At 61.0% G+C, this 16,626-nt stretch carries 15 protein-coding genes and 1 pseudogene; 11 read left to right on the top strand and 5 right to left on the bottom strand.

Going from position 1 to position 16,626, the window contains the following annotated elements; genetic code table 11:
* Positions 1-38 precede the first annotated feature (38 nt).
* From DYI22_RS14420 to DYI22_RS14410, 3 genes are read left to right on the top strand one after another with little or no spacing between them, the layout of a single operon-like run.
* Positions 39-860 carry a (Fe-S)-binding protein gene (locus DYI22_RS14420; RefSeq protein WP_213478779.1) on the top strand — a complete coding sequence of 274 codons (822 nt, stop codon included), beginning with the start codon at positions 39-41 and terminating at the stop codon, positions 858-860.
* A complete protein-coding gene (locus DYI22_RS14415; protein WP_213478778.1) occupies positions 857-2,317 on the top strand; it encodes a LutB/LldF family L-lactate oxidation iron-sulfur protein in 1,461 nt (486 codons plus the stop codon). The genes DYI22_RS14420 and DYI22_RS14415 overlap by 4 nt, the downstream gene beginning before the upstream one ends.
* Positions 2,314-2,985, top strand: a complete 672-nt coding sequence (locus DYI22_RS14410) for a LutC/YkgG family protein (protein WP_213478777.1) — start codon at positions 2,314-2,316, stop codon at positions 2,983-2,985. The genes DYI22_RS14415 and DYI22_RS14410 overlap by 4 nt, the downstream gene beginning before the upstream one ends.
* A 25-nt stretch (positions 2,986-3,010) precedes the next feature.
* Here DYI22_RS14410 and DYI22_RS14405 read toward each other — a convergent pair whose 3' ends face one another.
* Positions 3,011-3,562: a type 1 glutamine amidotransferase domain-containing protein gene (locus DYI22_RS14405; RefSeq protein ID WP_213478776.1), complete on the bottom strand. Its 552-nt coding sequence runs from the start codon at positions 3,560-3,562 to the stop codon at positions 3,011-3,013.
* 63 nt (positions 3,563-3,625) lie between these two features.
* Between DYI22_RS14405 and DYI22_RS14400 the strand changes: the two genes are divergently transcribed.
* The gene (locus DYI22_RS14400; protein WP_213478775.1) at positions 3,626-4,393 is read left to right on the top strand and encodes a fructosamine kinase family protein; all 768 of its coding nucleotides are present in this window, start codon (positions 3,626-3,628) and stop codon (positions 4,391-4,393) included.
* Positions 4,394-4,432: 39 nt separating this feature from the next.
* Here the strand turns inward: DYI22_RS14400 and DYI22_RS14395 are convergent, their stop codons facing one another.
* Both DYI22_RS14395 and DYI22_RS14390 read right to left on the bottom strand, forming a co-directional pair.
* Positions 4,433-5,158: a TrmH family RNA methyltransferase gene (locus DYI22_RS14395; protein ID WP_213478774.1), complete on the bottom strand. Its 726-nt coding sequence runs from the start codon at positions 5,156-5,158 to the stop codon at positions 4,433-4,435.
* A complete protein-coding gene (locus tag DYI22_RS14390; protein ID WP_213478773.1) occupies positions 5,155-6,786 on the bottom strand; it encodes an NAD(P)/FAD-dependent oxidoreductase in 1,632 nt (543 codons plus the stop codon). The genes DYI22_RS14395 and DYI22_RS14390 overlap by 4 nt, the downstream gene beginning before the upstream one ends.
* 163 nt (positions 6,787-6,949) lie before the next feature.
* Here DYI22_RS14390 and rlmE point away from each other — a divergent pair, with 163 nt between their 5' ends.
* The 5 genes and pseudogenes from rlmE to DYI22_RS17715 all read left to right on the top strand — a co-directional run.
* Positions 6,950-7,573, top strand: coding sequence for a 23S rRNA (uridine(2552)-2'-O)-methyltransferase RlmE (gene rlmE / locus DYI22_RS14385; protein ID WP_213478772.1), 624 nt, complete (start codon positions 6,950-6,952; stop codon positions 7,571-7,573).
* A gap of 53 nt (positions 7,574-7,626) precedes the next feature.
* Entirely contained in the window at positions 7,627-8,895 is a 1,269-nt protein-coding gene (locus tag DYI22_RS14380) for an MFS transporter (protein ID WP_213478771.1), read from the top strand.
* Between the two features lie 290 nt (positions 8,896-9,185).
* The gene (gene rnk, locus DYI22_RS14375) at positions 9,186-9,572 is read left to right on the top strand and encodes a nucleoside diphosphate kinase regulator (protein ID WP_213478770.1); all 387 of its coding nucleotides are present in this window, start codon (positions 9,186-9,188) and stop codon (positions 9,570-9,572) included.
* A 13-nt stretch (positions 9,573-9,585) separates the two neighbouring features.
* On the top strand, positions 9,586-10,932 hold the full coding sequence (gdhA, locus tag DYI22_RS14370) for an NADP-specific glutamate dehydrogenase (protein WP_213478769.1): 1,347 nt from the start codon (positions 9,586-9,588) through the stop codon (positions 10,930-10,932).
* 17 nt (positions 10,933-10,949) lie between these two features.
* A pseudogene (locus DYI22_RS17715) lies at positions 10,950-11,039 on the top strand (trimeric intracellular cation channel family protein); the annotation flags it as partial.
* A 93-nt stretch (positions 11,040-11,132) separates the two neighbouring features.
* Here the strand turns inward: DYI22_RS17715 and DYI22_RS14360 are convergent.
* Positions 11,133-12,020 (bottom strand): ABC transporter substrate-binding protein, encoded by an 888-nt coding sequence (locus DYI22_RS14360; protein WP_213478767.1) that lies wholly within the window; start codon positions 12,018-12,020, stop codon positions 11,133-11,135.
* Positions 12,021-12,137: 117 nt separating this feature from the next.
* Positions 12,138-13,052 (bottom strand): LysR family transcriptional regulator, encoded by a 915-nt coding sequence (locus DYI22_RS14355; protein WP_213478766.1) that lies wholly within the window; start codon positions 13,050-13,052, stop codon positions 12,138-12,140.
* A gap of 110 nt (positions 13,053-13,162) precedes the next feature.
* Between DYI22_RS14355 and DYI22_RS14350 the strand changes: the two genes are divergently transcribed.
* Positions 13,163-15,139, top strand: coding sequence for a ligand-gated channel protein (locus tag DYI22_RS14350; protein WP_213478765.1), 1,977 nt, complete (start codon positions 13,163-13,165; stop codon positions 15,137-15,139).
* 361 nt (positions 15,140-15,500) lie between these two features.
* The gene (locus DYI22_RS14345; protein ID WP_228301054.1) at positions 15,501-16,613 is read left to right on the top strand and encodes an efflux RND transporter periplasmic adaptor subunit; all 1,113 of its coding nucleotides are present in this window, start codon (positions 15,501-15,503) and stop codon (positions 16,611-16,613) included.
* Positions 16,614-16,626: the final 13 nt, after the last annotated feature.

The following is a 16,626-nucleotide window of genomic DNA, read 5'->3' as shown; positions in this document are numbered from 1 at the left end:
ATTTTACCGATTTGTTCTCGCCCGGAGACTGTGAAGCCATGAGCGAGCTGTTCTACGATGCTGCCCCCAATGCAACCCGTATCGCCCCGGCCCGGGCCCCGGAGCGCGCTTATCCCGGGAAACCGGAGGACGTGTCGCTGTTTGGCACCTGCGTGGTCGACCTGTTCTTTCCCGAAGCGGGTCTCGATGCCATTCGTCTACTCGAACAGCAGGGCATTCGAGTGCATTTCCCGCAACAACAGAGCTGCTGCGGGCAGCCGGCGTGGACGTCTGGTTACCGCGATGAGGCCAGGGCGGTGGCGCTGGCGCAGCTGAACCTGCTGGATGATGGCCGCCCGGTTGTGGTGCCGTCCGGTTCCTGCGCGGGCATGTTTCGCCACCATTACCGGGAACTGTTTGCCGATGAGCCGGACAACCTGCGGCGGGCCGAGGCGCTGGCGGCGCGCACGTTCGAGCTGACTGAATTTCTGCTGAAAGTCTGTCAGGTGAAGCTGGTGGACCGGGGGCAGCCCTACAAAATTGCCCTGCACACCTCCTGCACCGCCCGCCGGGAAATGAATACCCACCTGCACGCGCGGGAACTGCTGGCTCAGCTCGATAACGTGCAGCGGGTGGATCACGACCACGAAAGCGAATGCTGTGGCTTTGGCGGCACCTTCTCCGTCCGCATGCCGGACATTTCCGGGGCCATGGTGCTGGACAAGACCGCTGCGCTGAGAGGGTCGGGCGCGGCGGAAGCCATCAGCGCCGACGCTGGCTGTCTGATGAACATCAACGGCGCGCTGGAAAAACAGCAACACGGGTTCCGCGGCCGCCATCTCGCCAGTTTTCTCTGGGAACGTTGTGGGGGCGCCGAATGAACCAGCGTATTCCGGTCACCGAGCTGACCAGTGACTTCAAAAGCCGTGCCCACGATGCGCTGGCCGATCCACAGTTGCGTGCCAACTTCCGCACCGCCATGGACTCGCTGATGCGCAAGCGCGCGGACGCCTTCAGCGACGAAGCTGAGCGTGAGGGGCTGCGGGAGCTGGGCAATCTGATCCGCGCCCGCTCGCTGTCGAATTTGCCGGATCTGCTGGAGCAGCTCGAGGCCAGGCTCACCGCCAACGGGATCAAGGTGCATTGGGCGGAAACCACGGCGCAGGCCAACGAGATCGTGCACGGCATCATTGAGGCCCGTAACGGCCGTCAGGTGGTGAAAGGCAAGTCCATGGTCAGCGAAGAGATGGAAATGAACGACTATCTTGCCGACCGGGACATCGAGTGCCTGGAATCCGACATGGGCGAGTACATCGTTCAGCTCGACCATGAGAAGCCCTCACACATCATCATGCCCGCCATTCACAAGAACGCGCGGCAGGTGTCGCAGCTGTTCAACGAGAAGCTGGGTGAACCCGTCTCCGAGGATGTGGATGAATTGATCCAGACCGGTCGCCGCATCCTGCGTCGCAAGTTCCTGGAAGCGGATGTGGGGGTGTCCGGGGTGAACTTCGCGATTGCCGAAACCGGCACCCTGTTGCTGGTGGAAAACGAAGGCAATGGCCGCATGAGTACCACCGCGCCGCCGGTGCACATTGCGGTAACCGGCATCGAGAAAGTGGTGTCGAATCTGCGGGATGTGGTGCCGCTGCTGTCGCTGCTGACCCGCTCCGCACTTGGGCAGCCCATTACCACCTACGTCAACATGATCTCCGGCCCGCGCAAGCCCGATGAACTGGACGGGCCGGAAGAGGTGCACCTGGTGTTGCTGGACAACGGCCGTACCGGTGCGTTTGCCGACGCCCAGCTGCGCCAGACACTGAACTGCATTCGCTGTGGCGCCTGCATGAATCATTGCCCGGTGTACACCCGGGTCGGCGGCCACACCTACGGCGAAGTGTACCCGGGCCCGATCGGCAAAATCGTTACACCCCACATGGTGGGGTTGGACCGGGTTCCGGACCACCCCAGTGCGTCGTCGTTGTGCGGAGCCTGCGGGGAAGTGTGCCCGGTGAAGATACCGATTCCCGAGTTGCTGCAACGGCTGCGTCAGGAAAACGTGCAGTCACCGCAGCATGAACCGAAGGCGGTGAAGGGGGCCGGCAGCAAGTATTCCCGCAAGGAGCGTATGATCTGGCGCAGCTGGCAGTGGCTGAACACGCAGCCGGCGCTGTATCGGCTGTTCCTGTGGGGCGCGACCCGTTTCCGGGGGCTGGCGCCGAAACGTGTGGGCCCCTGGACCGAGAATCACAGCGCACCGGTGCCTGCTCGGCGGTCACTCCATGACCTGGCCCGGGACCACCTGAGCACCAACGCCGTCGGAGACCCGCGAACATGAGTGCCCGTAGCACTATTCTCAACAAACTGAGAGCCGGTCTGGCCGGTACGTCACCCCGCCCGGACGAGTTCGATGCGTCTCTGGTCACCGAACCCTGGCGTTACCCACCCCAGGAACGGGTGGCCCGGCTGCGAACCCTGATGGAAGCCGTGCATACGGAAGTGCATGAAATACCGCAGGCCAATTGGCCCGACGTGGTGGCGCAACTGCTATCGCAACGGGACATTGGCAGTTTGCTGTACGCACCGGCCACCGCCCACGGCCAGCAACTGGAGCGAGCCTGGCGGGACCGGCCGGACTGCCCGGAATTACGGGTTTACGACCGGCCTGTCGAGGCATGGAAAGAGGAGCTGTTCAACGACGTACCGGCGAGTCTCACCGGCACGGTGGGTGGCATTGCCGCCACCGGCTCGCTGGTGCTGTGGCCGGATCGCCACGAACCGCGGCTGATGAGCCTGGTGCCGCCCGTACACATTGCCCTGCTGCGGGCCAGCGAGATCCATGACAACTTCTACGACCTGATGACCGCGCAGAATTGGGCGGCAGGCCTGCCCACCAACGCACTGCTGGTGTCCGGGCCGTCCAAGACTGCCGATATTGAGCAGGTGCTGGCTTACGGTGCCCACGGCCCGAAAGAGCTGATTGTTCTTGTGCTGGAGGATGTCTGATGTCTTGGGACAAGGTAATAATCGATTACCCCCTAGGCTGACCGGCCAGCGTCGCAATCACTGCGTCACAGAACGCATCCAGATCATCCGGATTGCGGCTGGTGATCAGGCCACCCTCCTGATGCACCTGCTCGTCCACCCACTGCCCGCCGGCATTATTGATGTCGGTGGCGAGGCTGGGGAAAGAGGCCAGTGTTTTGCCCCGGACCACGCCCGCTTCAATCAGCAGCCAGGGGGCATGGCAGATGGCGGCGATGGGTTTGCCCTGATCGTGGAACTGACGAACCAGTGCAACCGCCTGTTTGTCCAGTCGCAATGCATCGGGATTCGCAACGCCGCCGGGTAACACCAGGGCGTCGTAGTCCGTAACCTGAGCCTGGTCAACGGTGCGGTCGACGGGAAAGCGGTCGGCCTTGTCCAGATGGTGGTAGCCGTCAATATGGCCGGATTCGAGGGAGATCAGTTCAACCCGGGCGCCTGCGTTCTTCAGCCGATCCCAGGGTTCGGTCAGTTCAACCTGTTCCACGCCGTCGGTGGCCAGAAACGCCACGCTCTTACCAGTCAGTTCATTGCTCATGGTTCTACCCTCCGTTGGTTGATAATGTCTTTGACAACTTTAGTTCAGTAACGGCGAGGTGCCATGGCTCCTTTTACGAAAGTTAATCACACCCGCTTTTCTGACGCGCTGCTACGGGAGGCCGCCGGATTGAGGGCGCTCAGGTCAGGCCTGCAGAAGGTGGGGGTGACGGCGATTCGCGTTCCCGAAATATTGGAAGTCGACTCTGAGCAGTTGACGATGACCCGAATTAAGGCCGGGCCGGCGTCTGAGGCGGTTCTGATACTGCTCGGTGAAGGGCTTGCCCGGCTCCATGCAGTTCGGCAGGACGACTACGGCTGGCCTGACGATAACTACATCGGCCTGTCGCCCCAGCCCAATGGCATCTCACCTTCGTGGGGGGATTTCTTTGTGCAGCAGCGCCTGGGCTTTCAGGTGGGCAGGATTACAGACGGCGCCGTCCGTGCGGCGTTTCAGCGCACGCTGGCGTCCTGCGGTGAGCGGCTGGCACGGTGGCTGGATCAGCACTGTGAACATCCGAGCCTGCTGCATGGCGATCTCTGGGGTGGGAATGTGTTGTTCGATCAGCACAACCCCTGGCTGATTGACCCGGCGGTGTACTGCGGTGACCGCGAAGCCGACCTGGCCATGACCGAAATGTTCGGCGGCTTCGGGCAGGCTTTCTATCAGGCCTACGACCGGATCTACGCCCGCACGGCCGCGTATCCGGTCAAGCGCAGTGTCTACAACCTTTACCATTACCTGAACCATTACAACCTGTTCGGCACTGGCTATCTCGGCGGCTGCCGGCAGGGGATGGGTGTGATCGAGGAAGTGGCCGGGCGCTCTTGAAATAACTGAGGCCGGTGTCTATCGGGGCTGTCGCGGGTGTTACCGGTTCAGCTCGTACATGGCCATATTCACCGCCGTCGCCAGGTTCAGCGATTCAATCGCGCCACCGCCGGGGATGGTAAACCGGCGGGCGCGGAGGTCGGTCAGAGCTTCGGCGGGAACGCCCCGGGCCTCGTTGCCGAAGAGGTAGCAGTCACAGGCAGCGAAGTCCGCACTGGCGATGGCATCGCCGCCGATATCCAGGCAGGCAATGCGTGGGTAGCGGCTGGCGAGGGCGTCCAGGCTGACGTCGGTTTCCACCGGCACATGGAAAATGGCCCCCATGCTGGCGCGCACCACTTTCGGATTGTACGGGTCCACACTGCCGGGGCTGAGCAGGCATCGGAAACCACCGAACCAGGCCAGGGTGCGCAGAATGGTGCCCAGGTTGCCGGGGTCCTGAATCTCGTGCAGGTAGATGGCTTTTTCTGTTGCCGTTTCGCTGATGCTGGCGGGCGGTGGCAGGGGGACCACGGCGAGTATGCCCTGCGGGGTTTTGGTGTCTGCCAGGTGCGCCATCTGCCGGTCGCTGATCAGCTCACGCGGCCAGGGGCCGGGCCAGTTCTGATAAGCGCTGGTGACGTACAGTCGGGCCTGCTGCCAGTGCGGGTTATTCGCCGCCGCCTTCTCCAGTTCCAGCACCAGATGTTCGCCTTCCACCAGAAAGTGGCCGAGTGACTGGCGGTATTTCTTCTGGTGCAGTTTTCGGATGTCGTCCCGCTTCACGGTGCTGATCCCGTGTCACTGTCTGCCACCATGGCCCGGGCAACGGCTTCGGCGACCTTGATGCCATCCACCCCGGCGGAGAGGATGCCCCCGGCGTAGCCTGCGCCTTCACCGGCCGGGTACAGGCCACGGGTGTTCAGGCTTTGCAGACTCTCCCGGTCGCGGGTAATGCGAACGGGGGAGGAGGTGCGGGTTTCGATACCGGTGAGCAGTGCGTCGGCGCGGTCAAAGCCGCGGATCTGTCGCCCGAAAGCGGGCAGGGCCTCGCGAATGGCCGCGATGGCATAGTCGGGCAGAGAGGGTGCGAGATCGCCCAGACGGATACCCGGTTTGTAGGAAGGCACCACCTCGCCGAGCGTGTCGGACGGTTTGCCTGCAATAAAATCTCCCACCAGTTGCGCCGGCGCGCAGTAGTCGCTGCCGCCCAGCACGTAGGCGTTGGCTTCCAGCGTCTCCTGCAGTTCCACGCCGGCCAGTGCATCGCCCGGAAAATCCTGCTCGGGTTCAATGTTAACGACAATGCCGGCGTTGGCGTTGCGCTCGTTGCGGGAATACTGGCTCATGCCGTTGGTCACCACCCGCCCCGGCTCGGAGGTGGCGGCCACCACGGTGCCGCCGGGGCACATGCAGAAACTGTACACCGCGCGGCCATTGCTGGCGTGATACACCAGTTTGTAATCGGCGGCTCCCAGCGCGGGGTGGCCGGCGTATTTGCCCAGGCGCGCCCGGTCGATCAGGCCTTGCGGGTGCTCGATACGGAAGCCGATGGCAAAGGGTTTGGCCTCCACAAACACGCCGCGCTGGTGCAGCATGCGGAAGGTTTCCCGCGCACTGTGACCCAGCGCCATCACCACATGGCGGCTTTTCAGCTGCTCGCCACTGGCCAGTTCCACACCCTGAACCTGGCCATTGTCCAGCAGCAGATCGGTGACCTTCTGCTCGAAGCGGATTTCACCGCCCAGGCTGATGATTTCCTCGCGCATGCGCGAGACCACACCGGTCAGCCGGAAGGTGCCGATGTGGGGCTTGCTGACGAACAGGATCTCTTCCGGTGCGCCTGCTTTCACGAACTCCGCCATAACCTTGCGACCGTAGAATTTCGGGTCCTTGATCTGGCTGTACAGCTTGCCGTCGGAGAACAGGCCCGCGCCGCCCTCGCCAAACTGCACGTTGGATTCCGGCGACAGCTGCTTGTTGCGCCACAGGGCCCAGGTGTCCTTGGTGCGCCGGCGCACGTCCTTGCCCCGTTCCAGTACGATGGGGCGAAAGCCCATCTGGGCCAGCAGCAAGGCCGCGAACAACCCGCAGGGCCCGAGGCCGACCACAATGGGGCGCTCGGACAGGTTGGCGGGGGCTTCGGCGACCGGGTAGTAGGCGGTATCCGGCGCCGGGCGCACATGGTTGTCCTCCGCAAATCGTTCCAGTACCGCCGCCTCGTTCTGCACCGCCAGGTCGATGATGTATACGAACTTGATTTCACTGTTTTTCTTGCGGGCGTCGTAGCTACGCTTGAACACGGTGAAGTGCAGCAGCTCGGCATCACGGAGTTGCAGGCGCTGCAGGAGCGCGGCTCGCAGGGCATCGTCCGGATGATCCAGGGGTAAGGCCAGTTCGGTAACGCGAATCATGAGATTTCCTGGCTGCCGGCGTAGAGTCCGGCAGGTTGCGGTTGCAAAAGTGAGCCCATTGTACTGCCGGGCAGGGGCCTTGTCAGGCGTTGGGCGGCTTTTGCGGAAGGGCAGGGCGCGGCGTACAATGCGGCTTTTCCCGCAGTGAACAGAAGGCACCCCCATGGCCCGTTCCAAAAGCAGTAACCGCTGGCTCGAAGAGCACGTCAACGATCCCTTTGTGAAGCAGGCCCAGCAGGACGGCTACCGCTCCCGCGCCAGTTATAAACTGTTGGAGATCAATGACAAGGATCGCCTGATTCAGCCCACCGCACTGGTGGTGGATCTGGGTTCTGCACCGGGCGGCTGGTCCCAGGTGGCCGCGAAACTGGTCGGCCATAAAGGGCGCGTGGTGGCGTCGGACATCCTGCCGATGGACGCCATTGCCGGGGTGGAGTTCATTCAGGGCGATTTCACCGAGCAGTCGGTGTTCGACGACATCATGGCGACGCTGGATGGCGCCCGCGCCGATGTGGTCATCTCTGACATGGCCCCCAACATCAGCGGCGTCAACGTGGCGGATCAGGCGGCGTCCATGTACCTGGTGGAACTGGCCCTGGACATGGCCTGCGAGGTGCTCAAACCCAAAGGCAGTTTTGTCGCCAAGGTGTTTCACGGCGAGGGCTACGACGAGTATGTCAAAGCCGTGCGGGCATCGTTCGACAAGGTGGTGATCCGCAAGCCGGATTCCTCACGAGCCCGGTCACGGGAAGTGTATCTGGTGGCCAAGGGGTTCCGGGGTGGCTGACGGGCTGTGCCCTGAGCCCCGCCCCATGACCCGATAACAGTGAGATCCCCGCCGTGGACAAAGCCTATGCCGGTACCTACGACCGCCTGATCAACCCCGTTCTGATCGCCGGTTGCATCATCATTCTGGTCAGCTTTGCGGTGCGCGCGTCGTTCGGGCTGTTCCAGCTGCCCATTGCCCAGGAATTCGCCTGGCCGCGGGAGTCCTTCTCGCTGGCGATTGCCATTCAGAACCTGTTCTGGGGCATCGGGCAGCCGATTTTCGGCGCGCTGGCCGAACGATTCGGGGATAGAAAAGCCATTCTCGGCGGCGGCGTTTTTTACGTGGTCGGGCTGGTGTTGTCGGCCTACGCGATTACACCGGGTCAGCATCAGTTGCTGGAAATGCTGGTGGGCTTCGGCATTGCCGGCACCGGCTTTGGGGTGATTCTGGCGGTGGTGGGGCGCGCGGCGCCGGACCGGCATCGGTCGATGGCGCTGGGGATTGCCACCGCAGCGGGCTCCGCCGGCCAGATCGTCGGCCCGCCTGTAGCCAATGCCCTGCTCAGCCAGATGCCCTGGCAGTCGGTGTTTATCGTCTTCGCCGGGTTCATCATGCTGTCGATGATTGCGCTGCTGCTGATGCGGGCTCCGGCTCCGCAGTCGCCCGCCGCCAATGAGGAGCCGATGGGGTCGGTGATCCGCCGCGCGGTCAAAGACCCGACATTCCTGCTGATTTTTATCGGCTTTTTCTCCTGCGGCTACCAGCTGGCGTTTATCACCGCCCATTTCCCGGCGTTCATCACCGAAATGTGCGGCCCCATCGCGCCCGACAGCCTGCTCTACGCCGTGGGTGTCACGTCGGCCTCCGGGCTGGGTGCCATTTCCATCGCGCTGATCGGGTTATTCAACATTGGCGGAACCCTCTTCGCCGGCTGGTTGGGTAACCGGTACTCGAGAAAATACTTGTTGGCCACCATCTACCTGCTGCGGACCCTGGTCTCGGCGGCCTTTATCATGGCGCCGATCACACCGGAAACCGTGGTGCTGTTCTCCGTGGCCATGGGTTCACTATGGCTGGCGACGGTGCCGCTGACCTCCGGCCTGGTGGCACATATCTACGGCCTGAAGTACATGGGCACCCTTTACGGTCTGGTGTTCTTTTCTCACCAGTTGGGCGGGTTTCTCGGGGTGTGGCTGGGTGGCGCAATGTACGACATCTACCACGATTACACGCTGGTGTGGTGGGTTGGCGTTGGCGTCGGTGCCCTGTCGGCGGTGATTCATCTGCCGGTGAAGGAGTACCCCTGGGCGCAGCGGGGCAAGGTGGTTGCTGCTGCGTAGGGATCGGAATGGTCGGGTCTTCCGACCTTTTGATCGTTCCTTTTGTTCCTCATTTGAGCTAACGTAGCTTGCGAACATTTTTTCCTGTTTTTGGGCCGCCGGGTTTCCGAATGCAAACTGGTTTTTACATCCTCCCTTCCATCTCCTCAACGGTGCCATTTCTGGCTGCCGGGCTGCGCCGTATCGGCCATTCTTTACGCTGAATTCGTCGCATCACTCGTCGAATTCGGCGAGACCCCCTGAACACCTTTCCTAACAGAACGATGCCTTCCTGGCTTTGAGGAGTCGGTATGTCCGAACGTCCAGCTATTTATGTTTTAGAGCATGATTTTGATCGTTTATCCGCCATGTTGGAGAAACAGCCACAGGGCAATGAAACTGCCGCGGCGCTTGAGCTGGAGCTTGATAGGGCCACGCTGGCTTCGCCAGAGAAGTTGCCCCCTGGCACCGTGACCATGAATTCCCTGGTCCATTTCAGAAATGAGGGTAACGAAGCGGAGTACACGCTAAGGCTTGTTTATCCGACCCGGCAAGAGACAGATGAGGAGTGTGTGTCTGTGCTGGCTCCGGCGGGCGCGGCCCTGTTGGGCCTGCGGGTAGGCGATCGTATTGATTGGCCTCTGGCCGGCAAGAACAAGCTCAGCCTGAAAATCATCCACGTGACTCACGCACACTGAACCAGGAAGACGCATGCATCAGAAAGATACCCTTGGCGAGCTTTACGATCAGGTTGTCCTGAGAAATCCTGCGGAACCGGAATTTCATCAGGCCGTTCTGGAGGTTCTCGAATCGCTGTCGCCGGTCATTGCCAGGCATCCCGAGTATAAGGAAGCGAAGCTTCTCGAGCGTATTTGCGAACCCGAGCGGCAGATCATTTTCCGGGTCCCCTGGGTGGATGACTCCGGCACCGTGCAGATCAACCGCGGGTTCCGGGTGGAATTCAACTCCGCCCTCGGGCCCTACAAGGGCGGCTTGCGGTTTCATCCCTCCGTCAATCTGGGGGTGGTGAAATTTCTGGGGTTCGAGCAGATCTTCAAAAACTCCCTGAGTGGTATGCCGATCGGCGGCGGCAAGGGCGGTTCGGATTTTGACCCCAAGGGTCGATCCGACAACGAGATCATGCGGTTTTGCCAATCCTTCATGACCGAACTGTATCGGCACATTGGCGAGTACACCGACGTGCCCGCCGGCGATATTGGTGTCGGCGCCAGGGAGCTGGGTTTCCTGTTCGGCCAGTACAAGCGCCTCACCAACCGCTACGAGTCCGGTGTGTTGACCGGTAAGGGCCTGGGGTGGGGCGGCGCCCGTGTTCGCAAGGAAGCGACGGGGTACGGAACGGTGTATTTTGTCCGCGAGATGCTGGCAGCCCAGGGCGCTGAGCTGGAGGGAAAAGACGTGGTGGTCTCCGGTTCCGGAAACGTTGCGATCTATGCCATGGAAAAAGTCCGGAAGTTCGGAGGCAAGGTGGTGGCCTGCTCCGATTCCAGTGGTTATGTGTACGATCCGGCCGGCATCGATGTGGGCCTGGTTCGCCAGATCAAGGAAACGGAACGCGGCCGAATCAGTGACTATGCGGCGCGTCGTGGCAATGGCAGTGATTTCGTCCCTGACGGGTCCATTTGGGGCGTGCCCTGCCAGGTGGCCCTCCCCTGCGCAACCCAGAACGAGCTGACGGCCCCAGACGCGAAGGCGCTGATCCGCAATGGCGTCATGGCCGTCGCCGAAGGCGCCAATATGCCGTGCACCCCGGACGCCGTGAAACTGTTCCGTGAGGCAGGCACTTTATTTGGCCCCGCAAAAGCCGCCAATGCCGGTGGCGTGGCCACCAGTGCGCTGGAAATGCAGCAGAACGCCTCGCGGGATTCCTGGAGTTTCGATTACAGCGAGCAGCGCCTGAAAGACATCATGATCGAGATTCACCGCGCCTGTTTCGAAACCACGGAAGAATATGGGCGCCCTGGGGATTATGTGTTTGGCGCAAATACGACAGGGTTCTGTCGGGTGGCTGATGCGATGTTGGCGTTTGGGGTGATTTAACTCCCATCACCGGAGGCCTGGTGACAGTCGTCATCGCCCGCTTCATGCGGCACCTGTATCAGCCGTTTCTGGTGCTGGATGCCATAGGCCTGGTGGCGTTCAGTCTCGGGCTGCTTCTGCGAATGGCGGCGATTCGCTGGAGGCTGTCGCTGCCCCTGTTCAGCTATTCGCAGACCCGCTGGGAGTGATCCCTGCCCTGATTATGACTCAGTGGGTGGGTCCATTGAGGCCAATACTTCATCTACCTGGAGCCGAATGCTCCGAAGTCCACCACCGGAGAGATACCAGAGTCCCGGGGAAAGAATTGTCACCTGCGAGTCCGCAGCGCCCAGTTCCGCCAAACGCTCCGACAGTTGAATCGCATTCAAAGGGGTGCTGCCTATAGCCGCGCTGCGATCCACCACAAGAATGATGTCCGGCGCCAATACCGCCATCACTTCGGGCGTCAGTGGAGTGAATGTCCGGGCACCCCGGGTGATGGTCTCTGTGCCTTTTGGAACCTCTGGTAAACCGAGTCCCAGTAGTTCGGTCACGGTTGGCTCCGACCGCAGGCTGTACTTGCCGTCGTTGTGGGTGACGACCAGAACCTCGAGCTCTCCTTCAATTCGTCGTTTTTGTTTCGCCACATAATCCCAAAGCTCCTCCAGAGCGGTCCGGGCCTTTTCACTGGAACCGAATCGTGAAGCCAGATTCAGCACCTGCTCAGTGACGCCTTCGGCAAAGCTACCCTCGGGAAGTCCCACATCAACCACGGTAATGTCGTTCGATAGTTGGTCGAGTAAATCGCCCTGGCGATTGGTAATCAGGACCAGGTCCGGTTGCAGTTTGGCGATTGTTTCAAGGTCTGGTGACTTCAGACCGCCGGCGTCCGGGTACTCGTCGCCAGCGTAGTGGGCGAGATAGGCTGGGAGACTCTGCTTGGGTACGGCAAGGATGTGGTCGTTCAGGCCAAGGGTGTCGAGGGTATCCAGGCTGCCATGGTCGAAGCTGATCACGCCCTGGGTGGTATCCGCTGCCATGACCGCGGCAGGGAAAGCCATCGTGGCGCCAATGGTTGCCGCAAGGGTCATGCGCTTAATGAGTTTCATGGAGAGCTCCTGATGCACTTGTTAAATGGGAATGAGTATCATGCTCAGGAGGCTACCATGATGATTCTGGCAAGTGTTTGCACATGCCGTTCCGGAAAATGCAACGCTTTGACGGCATCATGCCGCTCGTCGGTTACTCCAGGTGGTGGGAAGGGATTCCCTGAGGTGTGTGAGGAAAGCCCGTGTGCGTCTTGGCAGGCTGCCATAAGGGTAGAGTAGCCATACGGGCAACGATGGGCCCTGCCACTCGGGCAGGCAGAGTTCCAGTGTTCCCGGGTGGGCTTGCAGGCGGCGCTCCACCACCCAGTGTGGCATAAGCCCGAGGCCGCGCTGACGGATTATGGCATCACCCTGGAGGCAAAATTGGTCGAACCGAAGGCACGAAGCCGCTGGCTGCAGGGGGTAGCTGCCGTGGACGCTGTGATGAAGGGTCACAGGTCGGGCACCTTCACGCTGACCCAGCAGATCCACCCACCGGTGTTGCTTAAGGTCTCCCGGTGTCTGCGGTCGCCCCCGGTTCTCAAGATAGTCCGGATGGCCGTAAATCCCCTGGCTCAAAGAACCCAGCCGTTCCTGGCGCAGTCGGTTCTCCCCGGGCTCGCCCAGCCACAGGCAGATGCCGTCAGTCTGGTCATCCGGTGTCTGTACCTGCGTTTGCACCCGCACATTGACGTTGTTGTGCCGTGCCAGGAATGTTTCCACTACCTGAGCGAACCAGCCCCGGATGAATGCTTCATGGGACCTCAGCACCAGTTCACCCGTAATGGCCTCATGTAACTCGTTCAACGCTTCCGACCCTTGCCTCGCCAAACCCAGTATCTCGTCGCAATAGCGATAGAACACATGCCCGGCCTCGTTGGGTATCAATTGATTTGATTCCCGCCGAAGCAGGGGTTGCCCTACTCCGGCCTCCAGTTGTCGGATGCGGCGGCTCAGCGTGGATTTGGGCAGATTCAGTTCCCTGGCAGTCAGGGTCAGGCTGCCTGAGCGGATAACGGCGGCAAAGGCTTCGAGTTCTTTCAGGTCATACATGGCGGGAGGGTTCCACTTTTTGCAACAACGCGTGCCAGAGTATCACCTTCTGGAAGGTAATGCGAAATATTATCATTCGCGCACTTTCCAAGCCTGATAAGGATACTTTCATGAGTGATTCACGCCTCGCTTTTCGCAGCTGCCTGGCACGCCCATCGGCAGTGCTGGCCCTGGCTTTCAGTGCGATGCCGGTATGGGCTGAAGGACCCCGCGAGTTGAACGAGTTGGTGGTGAGTGCTGCCGGTTACGAACAGGAGCTGACGGATGCGCCGGCGTCCATCAGCGTGATCAGCCGTGAGAAGATTGAACGCGGCGCATACAAAGATATTACCGACGTCCTCCGTGATGTGCCGGGCGTGATCATTACCGGTGGCGGTTCCGGTGATAAAGGCGCGGATATCACCATGCGGGGCATGCCCGCTGCCTACACGCTGCTGCTGGTGGATGGCAAGCGGGTGTCCGGTCGGGAGAGCCGCCCTAATGGCAGTGCCGGCTTCGAACAGGACTGGCTGCCACCGATGGGAGCTATCGAACGGATCGAAGTGATTCGCGGCCCTATGTCGACCCTGTATGGCTCCGACGCCATTGGCGGTGTCATCAACGTGATCACCCGCAAGGTACCAGAGACCTGGGGCGGGGAACTGCAATTGGATACCGTTCTGCAGGAGGATCAGGACTCCGGCAATATCTTCCAGACCAATTTCCACGTGGGTGGGCCGCTGGTGTCGAATCTGCTCGGCCTGCAGGTTTACGGTCGGCAATACACCCGTGAGGAAGACCAGATCATCAACGGCTTTGAAGAAAAAGAACTGCAGAGCGTAACCGGTCGCCTTTCGTTTACGCCCAACCGAGACCACGACATCGTTCTTGAGACCGGTATCGTTGACCAGCGCCGGCGCTCGTTCGTGGGTGTTTCAGGGCCGGTGGACGGTTGTCGGGGTGGGTGTACAGATTCCGATGTCAGCCACTTCCGCGAATACTACGCGCTGTCCCATACCGGACGCTGGAACGTGGGAACCACGAATTCCCACGTTCAGCAGGAATCCATCAGGAATGAAGATCGCCAGATGGAAATAACCAACACGTCGGCGAAGAGCAGCGTGGTAGTAGCGTTAGCTAATCATATGGTGACGCTTGGGGCCAGCTATGAAGAAGAGTCGCTGGACGACCAGACGTCTAACCAGCTGTCCGACCGGACGGAAGTGGAAGGCTCGAAGTGGGCGCTGTTTGTTGAGGACGAGTGGATGATGACCGAGGACTTCGCCCTGACAGGCGGGGCCCGCCTGGACGACGATGAGAACTATGGTAGCCATGTCAGCCCACGCCTTTACGGCGTCTGGCAGCTGGCGCCGCGCTGGACCCTGAAAGGCGGTGTCTCCACCGGCTTCCGCTCACCAAATCTGCGTGAAACCATTCCCGGCTGGGGCCAGGTCAGTCGAGGCGGCAATATCTACGGCAACCCGGACCTGGAACCGGAAACCTCCATCAGCAAGGAAGTGTCCGTGCACTACACCGTTCCCACAGGACTGCGCGGCAACGTGACTGTGTTTCATAATGACTTCGAGGACAAGATTACGCGTATTGCCTGCCCCATCGACATCTGTAGCGACGGCCCCAACCAGTTCGGCTCCGACCCCACCTATCGCGTGAATGTGGATGAGGCGGTCACTCAGGGTGTGGAAGTAGGTTTAAGCACTCCACTTGGCAACACGCTGGATCTTGGTGCCAGCTACACCTACACCGATTCCGAGCAGAAGAGCGGCGAGTTTGAGGGCGAGCCGTTGACCCAGTTACCTGAGCATCTGGCGACACTGTCACTCAACTGGTTCCCGACCAATCGTCTGTCGCCCTGGATCAAAGCCACGTATCGCGGCAAGGAAAGCCAACCCAACACCGGGCCTTCGCAAGATGCCCTGATCGCGCCCTCCTACACACTGCTGGACGCGGGCCTGGGGTATCAGCTGACCGATGCGGCGCAAATCAAAGTGGGGGTTTATAACCTGTCCGATAAAGAGATTACCGACGCAGAGTACGGCCTGGTTGAGGACGGCCGTCGCTACTGGGTGGCCCTGAACATCGGCTTCTGATGTTTGATACTTTGCGGAGACCTGATGACCATCACCTATGTTTACCGTCCTTTGAAACGTCTGTTGATCATGGCGGCCTGGCCCGGTTTGTGGTTCTAAAGCTGCGCCTGCCCCGACCATGCCAACGGACGGTTCCGTGAAGGTAGCGAAGGTCAGCAAGTCGTAAAAGATACGTAAAGCCACCCGCCGGCCATACTTCGGGCCGGCGTTATTACTCATAATCCCTTCTCGCTTTCACTTTCACGGATGGTCATCCGTGCGCCCCGGAAAGGGTTGGCTGAATTGGATCTTTTGCGAGGTATATATGGCTCCCCCGGCTGTCAGGGTTTCCCGCCGGAAACACATCCGATTTCTATTGATTATGGTTCTGGTCACGGCGTCCATAGCTGGCTGGTGGGTCCAGGCTGACAGTGCGCCGAGTCCGAATCTGCTGACGGTGGCGGTGCAGCGGGGGGATCTGCAGGACCTGGTGACTGCCACGGGCGTGCTGCAGCCAAGGGACTATGTGGATGTGGGCGCCCAGGTGTCTGGCCAGCTTGAAGTGCTGCACGTGCAGACCGGGGATGATGTCAAGGAGGGAGACCTGCTGGCGGAAATAGACCCTACACTGTACGTCGCCCGGGTGGATGCCACCCGCGCCCAGTTACGCAACCAGAAAGCGCAGTTGATGGAGCGCAAGGCCCAACTGACCCTGGCGGAGCTGCAGTACCGCCGGCAACAGAATCTGTTGAAGGAGGAAGCCACCAGTCGAGAAGCGGCGCAAATTGCCGAAGCCACCTTGCAGTCTGCCCGGGCGCAGATTGAGGCCATTAGTGCCCAGATTGAACAGACCGAATCCACGCTTCTCGCCGAAGAAGCCAACCTTGAGTACGCCCGGATCTACGCCCCGATGGACGGCACTGTGGTGTCCATTGAAGCGCGGCAGGGCCAGACCTTGAACGTAAACCAGCAGGCGCCGGTACTGATGCGAATTGCCGACCTATCCGCCATGACCGTGGAAGCCCAGGTGTCGGAAGCGGACATCGGCAAACTGACAGCCGACATGCCGGTGTACTTCACCACCCTGGGCAGTCAGCAGCGGCGTTGGGAGAGCCGGCTGGACCGGCTCGAGCCCACCCCGGTGGTGGAGAACAACGTGGTGCTCTACAACGCGGTTTTCGAGGTTCCCAATCCCGAAGGCCGGCTGATGACGCAAATGACCGCTCAGGTGTTCTTCGTCAACGCCGAGGCCAGGGGGGCTTTGCTGGTGCCGGTGACGGCGGTTCACGGGCGAGGCCCGGATGCCACCGTTCTGGTACTGGGCAGCAACGGGCAGCCGGAGCAGAGGGCAGTGACGGTCGGTGTCACCAACCGGGTGCAGGCGGAAATTATGGATGGCCTGGAAGAGGGCGAGCGGGTTGTCAGCAGCCCGCGGGGCGCTGGCAGCACTGAGAGTGGTGATGGCCCACGCCGGATGCTTGGCATGAGGATGTAGCCTTGCCCCAATC

This window comes from Marinobacter lipolyticus (assembly GCF_018424605.1).
Taxonomy (GTDB): domain Bacteria; phylum Pseudomonadota; class Gammaproteobacteria; order Pseudomonadales; family Oleiphilaceae; genus Marinobacter; species Marinobacter lipolyticus_B.
Note: the sequence above shows the minus strand (reverse complement) of the source record. Positions and strands in the feature narration are given on the sequence as shown.